We start from the raw sequence: 12,355 nt of genomic DNA, 5'->3' as shown, positions 1-12,355 counted from the left end.
ATATGATCCCGATCCATCAATATGAAGGCCGCCGTGTGGCTGTGTTCGGATTGGGGCGCACAGGCATAGCCACGGCGAAGGCCCTGGAGGCCGGAGGCGCCAAGGTGTCGTGCTGGGACGATACCGAGGCCGCTCGCGTGCGCGCCGCGGCCGAAGGCCTGACCCTGGATGATCTCAACCGTCGTGACTGGGGCGATATCGCCGCCCTGATCCTGTCGCCGGGCATTCCGCTCACCCATCCCAAGCCGCATCGCGTGGTCGAGCTGGCCCAGGCGGTCGGGGCGCCGGTGATCGGGGATATCGAACTCTTTGCGGCCGCGATCAATCAAATGCCGGAAAAGCGGCGGCCCAAGGTCATCGGCATTACCGGGACCAATGGCAAATCCACGACGACCGCGCTGATCGGCCATATCCTGCGCGAGACCGGACGCAAGGTCGTGGTCGGCGGCAATATAGGTGAGGCCATCCTGGCCCAGGATACACCGCGACCGGGCACGATCTATGTGATTGAGCTCTCCTCCTATCAGATCGATTTGACGCAGACGCTTGATTGCGATGTGGCGGTCCTGCTCAACATCTCGCCGGACCATATCGACCGGCATGGCGATTTCACCGGCTATTTCCACGCCAAGCAGCGCCTGTTCGAAATGCAGGGGCCGAACAGTGATGCGGTCATCGGCATTGATGATGACGAGACCAATGCCTTCTATTCCCGTCTGCGCAAAACGCGGCGCGAGGACCGGGTTGTGCCGATCTCGGCCGGGCGTGTGTTCGCCCGCGGGGTCTATGCCCTGGGCGACCGGGTTTATGATGCCCTCGACTCCGCCTCCCATCCCGCCGTCGACCTGGCGCGGGCCAGCGCACTGCCCGGACGTCACAATGCCCAGAATGTTGCGGCGGCCTTGGCCGCGGTAAGGTTGCTGGGTGTTGCGGCCAAGGCTGCAGCCGAAGCAATCTACACCTTCCCCGGCCTGCCGCACCGCCAGGAATTGGTCGGCACGATCCGGGGCGTGCGCTTCATCAATGACAGCAAGGCGACCAATGCCGAAGCGGCCGTGCAGGCGCTGACCTGCTATGACAGCATTCGCTGGATCATCGGCGGTGTGCCCAAGGCGGGCGGCCTGCAGCCGGCCCTGGGGGCCAAGGACCGTATCGCCAAGGCCTATCTCATCGGTGAGGCCGAGGACCGGTTTGCCGCTGAACTGGACGGTGTCCTGCCCTATGAGCGGTGCGGGGATCTGGAAACGGCCCTGAAGGCAGCGGCCCGGGACGCCTGGGCCGAGGGGCGAGAGGGCGAAGTGGTTCTCCTGTCGCCTGCCTGTGCCTCCTTTGACCAATACAGTTCCTACGAGGCGCGCGGCGATGCGTTCCGCGATCTGGTCCAGGCGCTTCCCACCGAACCGGTGGCGCCGGAGGCAGCCCTGTGATCCAGGATCTGTCCCGGGGACTGGCCACTTGGTGGCGGGGTGTGGACCGCACGCTCCTGGTCATCATTCTCGCCCTGATCGTGATCGGCCTGGTGCTGGCGATGGCTGCCAGCCCGGCGATGACCGACCGGCTGGGCATTGAAGACCCCTTCTACTTCCTCTACCGCCAGAGCGCGTTTGCCCTGTTGGGCGTGATCGGCATGCTGGGCATCTCCGCCCTCAATCCGAAAGGGGCCCGACGCTTGGCCGTGCTGGCCCTGCTGGGCGCACTGGCCCTGATGATGGTCCTGCCCCTGATCGGCTATGAGGTGAAAGGCGCGACGCGCTGGATCCGGATCGGCTCCTTCGGACTGCAACCGTCCGAATTCCTCAAACCGGCCTTGATCGTGACAGCGGCCTGGCTGTTCGCGGAAGAGCAGCGCGGTGCGCCGATCCCCGGCCGGGTGATCGCCTTTGGCCTCTACATCCTGTCGATTGGCCTGCTGATGATCCAGCCGGATTTCGGCCAGTCTGTCCTGCTGACCCTGTGTTTCGGCGGTGTCTTCTTTGCCTCCGGACTGTCCTGGATCTGGGTGGCCGTGCTGTCCAGCCTCGCGGCGGCCGGTTCGACCCTGGCCTATTTCACCTTTCCGCACGTCGCGTCCCGCGTGCAGCGATTCATCGACCCGGAGAGTGGCGACACCTACCAGATCGACCGCGCCATGGAGGCCATCTCCCACGGCGGGATTGCCGGGGCGGGGCCGGGTGAGGGGGAGGTGAAGAACTTCTTGCCCGACGCTCATACCGACTTCATCTTTGCGGTGGCGGCCGAGGAATTCGGGCTGATGGCCTCGCTGGCGATCATCGGCCTGTTTGCCCTGCTTGTGGCCCGGGCCTGGACCCAGGCGATGCGTCTGCAGGACAGTTTCGCCCAACTCGCCGTCACCGGTCTGGCGCTGCAATTTGCGCTTCAGGCACTCGTCAACATCGGTGTGAACTTGAACCTCATCCCGCCCAAGGGCATGACTTTGCCCTTCGTGTCCTACGGAGGGTCCTCCATGCTTGCGCTCGCCTTCGGCGCCGGCCTCTTGCTGGCTTTCACGCGCCGCCGCCCCGGCGCCTACGCCCTGCGGCATACTTCATGACGCCGCGTCGTTGTCTGATTGCCGCCGGCGGGACGGGCGGACACATGTTTCCTGCGCGCGCCGCGGCCGAGGCCCTGATCGCGCGCGGCTGGCAGGTGCGTCTGGTGACCGATGCTAGGGGGCTCAAGCACACGGAGGGTTTCCCGGCCGTGGCTATCGACGAGATCCATGCCGCCAGCCCGTCCACCAAGAACCCGATCAAGCTCGCCAAGGCGGCTTTGGAACTGACCCAGGGCTTCGCCCAGGCCCGTTCGATCGTGAAGGGCTGGAAGCCGGATGTCATCGCCGGCTTCGGCGGCTACCCCGCCTTTCCGGCTCTGGCTGTGGCCCAGGCGCAGGGGATTCCCTTCGCCATCCATGAGCAGAACGCTGTCCTGGGACGCGTGAATCGGGTGTTTTCGGCCAAGGCCGGTTTCATCGCGTCGGGCTTTGAACGCCTGGATCGTTTGCCGGCCAAGGCCCGCAAGCATCACATCCTGACCGGCAATCCGCTGCGGGCTCCGATCCTGAAGGCCCGCAAGGCGGGCTATCCCGCACTGGGCGCGGACGGACGGATCAATCTTTTGGTTCTGGGCGGGTCGCTCGGGGCTCGAATTTTGTCCGAAACCGTGCCGCAAGCGGTGGCAAAACTCCCGAAATCGCTGCGATCCCGCCTTGATGTCGTCCAACAGACCCGGGAGGAATCCCTGTCAATGGCGCGTGATATTTACCGGCTGGCCGACGTCCAAGCGACGTGTGAGCCCTTCTTCGAGGATGTAGGGTCGCTCTATGCGGCCTCGCACCTGGTGATCGGCCGGGCCGGGGCGTCCACCGTGTCCGAAGTGGCCGGTGTCGGTCGACCCGCCATTTTCTGCCCGCTGGGCATTGCCGCTGATGATCACCAGACCGCCAATGTGGACGGGCTGGTGAATGCGCTCGCCGCGGATCGTGTTCCGGAGTCCGAGTTCACGCCCGACAATATTGCCGACCTTCTCGAAACCCGTTTGTCCAATCCCCAGGACCTGGCTGAACGCGCCGCCGCGGCGCGCTCGCTGGGACGTCCGGATGCCGCGGAAACGCTGGCCAAATCCGTCGACGGCCTGGTCACCGGAGCCCTGTTATGAAGTTTTCCGCCCTGCCATTCCCGGTCGGCCCTGTCCATTTCGTCGGTATTGGCGGGATCGGCATGAGCGGTATTGCCGAAGTCATGCTCAATCTGGGCTACCAGGTCCAGGGTTCGGACATCCGTGCCAATCCGAATGTGGAACGCCTGGAAGGTCTCGGCGCGACCATCCATATCGGCCATGCCGGTGAGAATGTGACGGGTGCCGGGGCCATCGTCGTCTCCTCCGCCATCAAGCCGGACAATCCGGAACTCGTGGCAGCCCGCGCCGCCAAGATCCCGGTCGTGCGCCGGGCGGAAATGTTGGCCGAGCTGATGCGCCTGAAATTCGCGGTCGCCGTGGGCGGCACACACGGCAAGACCACCACGACCTCGCTGGTGGCCGTGCTGATGGATGCCGCCGGTGTCGACCCGACCGTGATCAATGGCGGCATCATTTCCGCCTATGGCTCGAACGCGAAAGTCGGTCTGGGTGACTGGATGGCCGTGGAAGCGGATGAGAGCGACGGCTCTTTCCTGAAACTGCGCTCCACCGTGGCGATCGTCACCAATATCGACCCGGAGCACATGGAGCATTACGGCGATTTCGACACACTGCGGAAAGCCTTCGTGCAATTCGTCGAGAACCTGCCCTTCTACGGCTTTGCGGTCCTGTGCACGGACCACCCGGAAGTGCAGGCCCTGGCCAGTCGGATCGAGGATCGCCGGGTCATCACCTATGGTGCCAATCCGCAAGCCGATGTGCGCCTGTCCAATGTGCGCATGGAGCCCGCCGCATCGACCTTTGACATCACTTTCCGCCTGCGCGGTCAGGAGGTCGTTACTTGGAGCGATATCGTCCTGCCGATGATGGGCGAGCACAATGTTCTTAACGCTGTCGCCGCGCTGGCCACGGCCCGCGAACTGGGTCTGACCGAGGACGCCGCGAAGGCGGCGCTGTCCGGGTTCGGTGGGGTGAAGCGCCGTTTCACTCAGACCGGCTCCTGGAAGGGCGCAACCATCATTGATGATTACGGCCACCACCCGGTCGAGATCGCGGCCGTGCTGAAGGCCGCGCGCCAGGCCTCGACCGGCAAGGTGATTGCCGTCATGCAGCCGCACCGATATTCGCGCCTGCACGATCTGTTCGAGGATTTCTCGACCTGTTTCAACGATGCCGACAGTGTGCTGGTCGCGCCGGTCTATACGGCCGGTGAGGACCCGATTGAAGGCGCCGACCGGGATCATCTCGTCGACAGTCTCATTTCCCACGGTCACCGTGATGCTGTCGCCATTTCCCGTGCTTCCGTCGCGCCGGAAGTCGCCAAGCGCGCCGAAGCCGGCGATGTCGTGGTCTGTCTCGGTGCCGGTGACATCACCCAATGGGCCTATGCCCTGCCGGGTGAGCTGGAGGCGTTGGGGTGACAGGCTCGCGCGTGGTCCACGGCCTGACGACCTGGTTCTTGGCGGCCTGTGCCGCCAACGCTCTGAATGCCTGTATTGACGCGTTGCTGGGCGCCCCGGCCCCTTACCAAACCCTGAGTGCTGCGCGCCCGTTTTCTCTGGAAGGCATGCTGAACGGGCTGTTGGTTTTCGCGCTGGGTTTGCCAATGCTTCTGACTATTGGCGTCTTGGCGTGGGGTTTCCCCAACCGCTTCGCTCCGGTTGCCCGGGCGGTTCGGCGCCTCAGCGGCGCGTTGAGTGTAGGCGCCGTCGGCTTTGCCGTGGTGAGCGCCATCATCACGATCGTGATCGTGACTGTCCGGCCCGGGCATCCGCTTGAACTCACACCAGGCAGTGTATTGATGGTGTCGTTGAATTTTGTGCCGGCGGGTCTGGCATGGGCACTGGTCTTCTGGTTGCGCAACCCGGGGCGACACAGCGCGGTGGATCAAGCTGAGGGAATGTCCAATCCATGAGCTTCATCACCCAACTCCCATCTGTGCGAGGCAAATACATTGAGGCCGCTCCGCTCAAGGACATCACCTGGCTGCGCGTGGGTGGACCGGCGGACGTGCTCTTTATCCCCGCTGATGAAGCCGACCTGGCTCGCTTCCTGGCCGAGACACCGGATGAAGTTCCGGTACATGTGCTCGGCGCCGGCTCCAACACGCTGGTCCGCGATGGCGGGGTGCGTGGGGTCGTGATCCGGCTGGGGCCGGGCTTTGCGAAGACCGAGGCGCTCGACGGCAACCGGCTGCGAGCCGGGGCCGGGGCGCTGGACAAGATGGTCGCGAAGGCGGCCGCCAAGGCGGGCCTGGCCGGGATGGAATACCTGGTCGGCGTGCCTGGCACCATCGGCGGTGCGCTGCGCATGAATGCGGGCTGCTATGACCAGGAAACCGCTGATATTCTTGTCGAGGCCGTCGCGCTGGACCGGTCCGGCCGCCGTATCGTCGTGTCGCCGGAGGAGCTGGCCTTTTCCTATCGCCATTGTTCCGCGCCCGAAGACTGGATCTTCACCGAAGCCGTCTTCCAGGGCACGCCGGACGAACCGGCTGCCATCACCGAGCGCATGGAGGCCATCACGGCCCGGCGCGAGACCACGCAGCCGATCCGCGAGAAGACGTCCGGTTCCACCTTCGCCAATCCCGATCCGCCCGGCACGCCCGACCAGCGCAAGTCCTGGGTGCTGATCGACAGTGTCGGCGGCCGCGGTTTCACGGTCGGTGGCGCGCATTTTTCCGAACAACACTGCAATTTCCTGATCAATGACGGTTCCGCGAGTGCCGCTGATCTGGAACAGGTAGGCGAGACAGTGCGGGCCAGGGTCCGCGAGCAACACGGCATCGATCTGCGCTGGGAAGTGCGGCGCATTGGCGAGCCGGCAGAGGAGTAGAGCCATGTCCCGGGATTTTCTGGCCCTGATCGACCGCGTCCGCACCCCGCATGTGGAGGCTTATGCGCGCTGGCTGAAGGAGCAGGTCGCCGCCAACCCGCTGGGCGCTGGCGAGCATCTGTTCGAAATCCAGGCCGAGACGAATTTTGCGCGCAAGCTCTGCCGCGTCGATTTCGTGCTGACCAGCGGCGACAATGCGGCGCGCGAGGAATTCTCCACCGGCAAGATCGTCGGCTTCCCGCCGATGGAAGGCGAGGTGGACGGCGTCCAGGTCCAGCTCCAGCCCTTCCGCTGGGACAATGTGATCGTCGAAATCCCCGACGCCATCTGGGACAAGGACCTGACCATCGCCTGGTTCAACAAATGGTTCGGCTTCGTGAACGGGTCTCCGGTCCGGTCGCCCAAGGACAAGCCGGGCGAGCACATCCACATCTGCGCCTGGGTCGAGCCGGGCCAGCTGCGCCTGGATCTGGGCAGCGCACCCTCTCTGGCTCTGCTGGAACTGATCAAGGTCGGCCAGCAGAGCGGGGCGTCGACCGTCGTGATCCGGGACGTCGCCTACACGCCGCCGCCGGCTGATACGGCTGCGTTGAACTGAGCCATGACGAACCGGGCTGACGGAATTTGATACGGGCGCTCTTCATCTGTTCGGCGAACAAGTTGCGGAGCCCGACAGCGGAACACGTGTTCTCGAGCTGGTCGGGCGTCGAAACCGACTCGGCGGGTCTGAACCAGGATGCCGTGGTCGAACTGTCGCGCGACCAGATCGAGTGGGCGACGGTCATCTTCGTGATGGAGCAGACCCACAAGAACAAGCTGCGGAAAAAGTACCGGGACGCCCTGAACGGAAAGCGGATAATCTGCTTGGGCATTCCAGACGAGTATGAATGCATGGACCCGGACCTGATCCGCTTGCTGGAAGCCAACGCCGGGCCATTCTTGAGGTGAAGCCATGACAAAGCGTATTGCCGTTCTTCTGGGAGGCCTGTCCCCCGAGCGTGATGTCTCCCTCGTCTCGGGTGCGGCTTGCGCCAAGGGGTTGCGGGATGCCGGCTATGACGTGGTCGAGATCGATGCGGCGGCCAATCTCTATGAACAGCTCGTCGAGGCTGATCCGGACATTGTCTTCAACGCGCTTCATGGCGAGTGGGGCGAGGATGGTCTGGTCCAGGGCGTGCTGGAGCATTTCGGCAAGCCCTACACGCATTCCGGCGTGCTGGCCTCGGCCCTGGCCATGAACAAGCAGATGGCGAAATCCGTGCTGCGCGAGGCCGGCATTCCCTGTCCGGACGGCCTGATCGCCAACCGGTTCGAGGCGGCCAAGGCCCATGCGATGGATCCGCCCTATGTGGCCAAGCCCAATGACCAGGGCTCGTCAGTGGGTGTGCATATCGTGCTGGAAGGCGCCAATCGTCCGCCGGCCGAGCTGGGATCGACGGCCTGGGCGCTGGGCGATGAGGTGCTGATCGAGCGCTACATCCCGGGGCGGGAGCTCACCGTGGCGGTGATGGAAGACAAGCCGCTCTGCGTCACCGAGATCGTTCCCAACACCAAATTCTATGATTACGAGGCGAAGTATTCCGCGGGCGGATCGGATCATATTTTACCCGCGGATATTCCGGCTGACATTGCCGAGCAGGCCATGGATCTGGCCGTGAAAGCCCATAAGGCCTTGGGATGCCGGGGTCTCACGCGCTCGGATTTCCGTTACGATCCGGCAAATGCGACGCCGCTATGGTTACTCGAAATTAACACCCAACCGGGCATGACTCCGACATCACTGGCGCCGGAACAGGCGCAGTATTGCGGGATCGGGTTTGCCGATCTCGTTCAATGGATGGCGGAGAATGCGTCGTGTCGAAGGTGAGGCGTGGCGGGTCGCGTAAAGCGGTCCGGCGCAAGTCCCAATCCCGATCCGCCGCGGTGTCCGCACCGCGGCGTTTGCGTAACTGGGCCGAGGCCCAGATCCGGGGTGTGAGATATCGAATGGCGAATGCCGCCCGGCTGGGCGGACTGGCCGTGGCTGGCCTGCTGACCCTCGCGGTCGGCGGACTGGCCCTGTTCGGCCAGCTCGATGATGTTGTGTCCGAAATCGGGGAGGGTGCCGGCAACCAGCTGGCCCGCGCCGGTTTTGCGGTCCAGGCGGTCGATGTCACTGGCGCCTACGGAGCGGATGCCCACGCCATTGTTGCTGCCACCGAGCTGCATGTCGGTGATCCCATCTTTGCGGTCGACCCGGCCCGCATCCGCGACCGTGTGGAAGCCCTGCCCGGCGTGCGCGCGGCCCGCGTTGCCCGTCTCCTGCCCAATCGTGTCGCCATCGTCGTGGAAACCCGCGAAGCTTATGCGCTCTGGCAGGTGGATGGCGCCCTCAATGTGATCGATCGCGAAGGCGTGGTTCTGGCCCAGGCCGATCCGATGGATCCGCCGGAGCTGCCGCTGGTTGTGGCCGCCGGTGCCAATGAACATGTCACCGAGATCGTCGAGGCCCTCGGCCATTACCCGCTGGTGCGCGATCGTGTGGTCGGCGCTGTCCGTGTCGGTGAGCGTCGCTGGAATCTGCGTCTGGACAGTGGTGCCGATGTGAAATTGCCCGAGGGTGAAGTGGTCGCCTCGATCGCCGTCCTCGCCCGTCTCCAGGCCGAGCGCGGTGTTCTGCGCCTGGCGGCCGAGAGTTTCGACCTTCGCGGCAGCGAGGGCGAGCTGATTTTGAGAATTCGCCCGGACCGGGCGGCGGCAGTTGGTCTGCAGGAGCGTGAAGCGTGAGTGTGTTTGATTTTCTGCGCCCGCGTCAGTCCACCGGGGTGACCGGCGGCAAGGCGTCCGGGGGTGTCTGTGCCGCCCTGGATGTGGGTTCCTCCAAGATTGCCTGCTTCATTGCCAAGACCGACCAGACCATTGCCGGGCCGCGCCCGCGGGTTGTTGGTGTGGGTCACCAGTCCTCGCGCGGGGTTCGCGCCGGCGCCGTCGTCGACATGGACGGGGCGGCAGACGCGATCCGCACCGCCGTGGAACAGGCCGAGCGCATGGCCGGGCTGGCCGTCAACTCCGTGACGGTCACCCTGTCTGCCGGACAGCCCACCTCGACGCGCATTGCCGCCGAGATCGACCTGCCGCAGCGCGAGGTCACCGAGCGTGAACTCAGCCGCCTGCTCAATGGCGCCCTGTCCGAATTCGACGCCGAGGACCGTGTCGTCCTGCACGCCATCCCGCTGGCCTGGTCGGTGGATGACCATCGCGGCATCCGCGATCCGCGCGGCATGTTCGGCCGCACGCTGGGCGTGGAAGTGCATGTCATCACGGCCGCCATCGGCCCGCTGCGCAATCTGCTGACCTGCGTCGAGCGCTGTCACTATGACCTGCGCGGCGTGGTCGCGACGCCTTATGCCTCCGGCCTGTCCGCCCTGCATGATGATGAGGTCCAGCTGGGCGCCACGATCATCGACATGGGGGCCGGTGCCACCACGGCGGCCGTCTTCGCGGAAGGCGCGCTCCTGCATATCGACGCCGTGCCGGTCGGCGGCTCGCATGTCACCTCGGATGTGGCACGCGGCCTGTCGACGCCCTTGTCCTCGGCCGAACGCCTGAAAATCCTCTACGGCTCCGTGCTCGACAGTCCGGAAGACGATCAGCAAATGATCGAAGTGCCGTCGGTCACGGGCGAAAACGGCGCGGCCTATGACAGTGCGCCGCGCTCCCTGCTGAACTCGATCATCCGGCCGCGTCTGGAAGAAACCTTCGAACTGATCCGCGACCGGCTCGATGCTGCCGGGGTGGAGAAATCCTCCGGCCGCCGTCTCGTGCTGACCGGGGGCGGGGCGCAACTGCCCGGAACGGCGGAGCTCGCCGGACGCGTGTTCGGCAAACAAGTTCGTATCGCCGGACCCAGCGGTGTGTCCGGTCTGGGCGACGCCGTGTCCGGCCCGGCCTTCTCGGCGGCCGCCGGGATTGTGCGTCGGGAAACCCGGGGCGCCGCCGAGGCGATCGCCGGTCCGCCGCGCCTGGGTGGCTTTGTGGCACAGGGCCGCCGGGCCCGCGAGGAACGCCAGCAGGGCGCCGGTTCAATGTGGCGCTGGTTCGCGGAAAGCTTCTGAAGCGTTACGCAACCCATTGCACTGCAAGCGGTAAACCTATCCTTGCCGAATATCTGATGAGTTTAACGCCTGATTAAGCGTCTCGGAGCGACACTGCATGGTGAATCGCCGTTAACCCATTGTACCCGTGCACGAGGTCTGAGATGACACTCAATCTTTCCATCCCTGAAACCACTGAATTGCGTCCGCGCATTGTCGTCTTTGGGGTGGGCGGAGCCGGCGGCAACGCGGTCAACAACATGATCGAGGCCAATCTGGAAGGCGTCGACTTTGTCGTGGCCAACACGGATGCCCAGGCCCTGCAGCGCTCTTCCGCGGAAAAACGCATCCAGATGGGAGCCGCCATCACCGAAGGTCTCGGTGCCGGGGCCCGTCCGGAAGTGGGCGAACAGTCCGCCGAGGATTCCATGGAGGAAATCCGCGAGCATCTGGGCGGCGCTCACATGGTCTTCATCACGGCCGGCATGGGCGGTGGCACCGGCACGGGTGCGGCACCGGTCGTGGCCCGCGCCGCGCGTGACATGGGTATCCTAACCGTTGGCGTGGTCACCAAGCCGTTCCACTTTGAAGGTTCGCGCCGGATGAAGCTGGCCGAGAGCGGGATCGAACAGCTCCAGGAGCATGTCGATACGCTCATCGTGATCCCGAACCAGAACCTGTTCCGCATCGCCACGGAAAAGACGACTTTTGCCGAAGCCTTCTCCATGGCGGACCAGGTCCTGCATTCCGGCGTTCGCGGCATCACCGATCTCATGGTCATGCCGGGCCTGATCAATCTCGACTTCGCGGACGTTCGTGCCGTGATGAACGAAATGGGCAAGGCGATGATGGGCACGGGCGAAGCCGGCGGCGAAAAGCGCGCCGTCGAGGCCGCCCAGGCTGCCATCTCCAACCCGCTGCTCGACGATGTCTCGATGAAGGGCGCCACCGGCGTGCTGATCAACATCACCGGCGGCTATGACATGACCCTCTACGAGGTCGACGAGGCGGCGAATGAAATCCGCGCCGAGGTCGATCCGGAAGCCAATATCATTGTCGGCTCCACCTTCGACGAGACCATGGAAGGGTCCATGCGTGTCTCCGTGGTGGCAACCGGTATCGATGCGGAAATCCAGATCCAGGCCGACCCGCGTTCGCGCCAGCGCAGCCAGCCGCAAGCGGCTCCGGCGGCGTCCAGCCCGAACGACGCCATCCTGCCCTGGAAACGCACCAATTCGGACCGTCCGGGACGTCTGGCCGCGGAGATGCCGCGCACGCCCGTGCGCCATGAACCGCTGGTCCGTCGCGCCGAACCGGAAGTCGAAGCGGCCGAAACCGAGCTTGAAGCCGAGCCGATGAAACGGGCGGTGGGCGCTGAGGACCTCAGCGATGCCGTGTCCAACACGCATATCGAGACGGAAACCGAACACGACCCCTATGTTGCGGAAGTCCGCACCGACGTTCAGACCGGTTCGGTCGAAGCCCCGCGCGTTGTCCAGGACCAGGCGCGTCTCGCCGAGCAGGCTGCGCAGCTGAATGCCCGCTATGAAGAGCGCCGGACCCAGTCGCAGGCTCCGTCCGCGCCGGAACCCCGGGAAGAAGAGCCCAAGCGGGGCGGATTCTCCCTGTTCGGCCGTCGTCGCAAGCCGGCCGAGCCGGCCCCGAAAGCAGCGCCGGTGACCAAGACGGCACCGGTCCAGACCTCTGCGCCGCGCCCGCAATCGGGTGATCTGTTCGGGGACAGTCTGGAAGAGGGGGATCTGGAGATCCCGGCCTTCCTGCGTCGCCAGGCCAACTAGGTCCAACTATCT

12 protein-coding genes are annotated in these 12,355 nt (G+C 64.9%); all 12 read left to right on the top strand.

Translation table 11 applies throughout. The annotated features are described in order from the left end of the window. Window positions 1-2: 2 nt before the first annotated feature. The gene (gene murD, locus FCS99_RS07975; RefSeq protein ID WP_138511550.1) at window positions 3-1,427 is read left to right on the top strand and encodes a UDP-N-acetylmuramoyl-L-alanine--D-glutamate ligase; all 1,425 of its coding nucleotides are present in this window, start codon (window positions 3-5) and stop codon (window positions 1,425-1,427) included. Beyond that, entirely contained in the window at window positions 1,424-2,551 is a 1,128-nt protein-coding gene (gene ftsW, locus FCS99_RS07970; RefSeq protein WP_138511549.1) for a putative lipid II flippase FtsW, read from the top strand. The genes murD and ftsW overlap by 4 nt, the downstream gene beginning before the upstream one ends. Beyond that, window positions 2,548-3,654, top strand: a complete 1,107-nt coding sequence (gene murG / locus FCS99_RS07965) for an undecaprenyldiphospho-muramoylpentapeptide beta-N-acetylglucosaminyltransferase (RefSeq protein ID WP_138511548.1) — start codon at window positions 2,548-2,550, stop codon at window positions 3,652-3,654. Before ftsW ends, murG begins: the two co-directional genes overlap by 4 nt. Next, window positions 3,651-5,057 (top strand): UDP-N-acetylmuramate--L-alanine ligase, encoded by a 1,407-nt coding sequence (gene murC, locus FCS99_RS07960; protein WP_138511547.1) that lies wholly within the window; start codon window positions 3,651-3,653, stop codon window positions 5,055-5,057. Before murG ends, murC begins: the two co-directional genes overlap by 4 nt. A gap of 11 nt (window positions 5,058-5,068) precedes the next feature. Further along, window positions 5,069-5,551 (top strand): hypothetical protein, encoded by a 483-nt coding sequence (locus tag FCS99_RS07955; protein ID WP_138511546.1) that lies wholly within the window; start codon window positions 5,069-5,071, stop codon window positions 5,549-5,551. Beyond that, window positions 5,548-6,471: a UDP-N-acetylmuramate dehydrogenase gene (murB, locus tag FCS99_RS07950; protein WP_138511545.1), complete on the top strand. Its 924-nt coding sequence runs from the start codon at window positions 5,548-5,550 to the stop codon at window positions 6,469-6,471. The genes FCS99_RS07955 and murB overlap by 4 nt, the downstream gene beginning before the upstream one ends. 4 nt (window positions 6,472-6,475) lie before the next feature. Then, on the top strand, window positions 6,476-7,069 hold the full coding sequence (locus tag FCS99_RS07945; protein ID WP_138511544.1) for a hypothetical protein: 594 nt from the start codon (window positions 6,476-6,478) through the stop codon (window positions 7,067-7,069). 29 nt (window positions 7,070-7,098) lie between these two features. After that, on the top strand, window positions 7,099-7,419 hold the full coding sequence (locus tag FCS99_RS07940; protein WP_171036308.1) for a low molecular weight protein tyrosine phosphatase family protein: 321 nt from the start codon (window positions 7,099-7,101) through the stop codon (window positions 7,417-7,419). Between the two features lie 4 nt (window positions 7,420-7,423). Further along, complete coding sequence (locus tag FCS99_RS07935) at window positions 7,424-8,338, top strand: D-alanine--D-alanine ligase (RefSeq protein WP_138511542.1); 915 nt, start codon at window positions 7,424-7,426, stop codon at window positions 8,336-8,338. 119 nt (window positions 8,339-8,457) lie between these two features. Then, entirely contained in the window at window positions 8,458-9,237 is a 780-nt protein-coding gene (locus FCS99_RS07930; protein ID WP_171036286.1) for a cell division protein FtsQ/DivIB, read from the top strand. Further along, window positions 9,234-10,565, top strand: coding sequence for a cell division protein FtsA (gene ftsA, locus FCS99_RS07925; protein WP_138511540.1), 1,332 nt, complete (start codon window positions 9,234-9,236; stop codon window positions 10,563-10,565). The genes FCS99_RS07930 and ftsA overlap by 4 nt, the downstream gene beginning before the upstream one ends. Window positions 10,566-10,708: 143 nt before the next feature. Next, a complete protein-coding gene (ftsZ, locus tag FCS99_RS07920) occupies window positions 10,709-12,343 on the top strand; it encodes a cell division protein FtsZ (RefSeq protein WP_138511539.1) in 1,635 nt (544 codons plus the stop codon). Window positions 12,344-12,355 lie beyond the last annotated feature (12 nt).

The organism is Maricaulis alexandrii, assembly GCF_005871165.1.
In the GTDB taxonomy this organism is placed as follows: Bacteria; Pseudomonadota; Alphaproteobacteria; order Caulobacterales; family Maricaulaceae; genus Maricaulis; species Maricaulis alexandrii.
The sequence above is the reverse complement of the archived record's forward strand: the minus strand, read 5'-3'. Positions and strand labels throughout refer to the sequence as shown.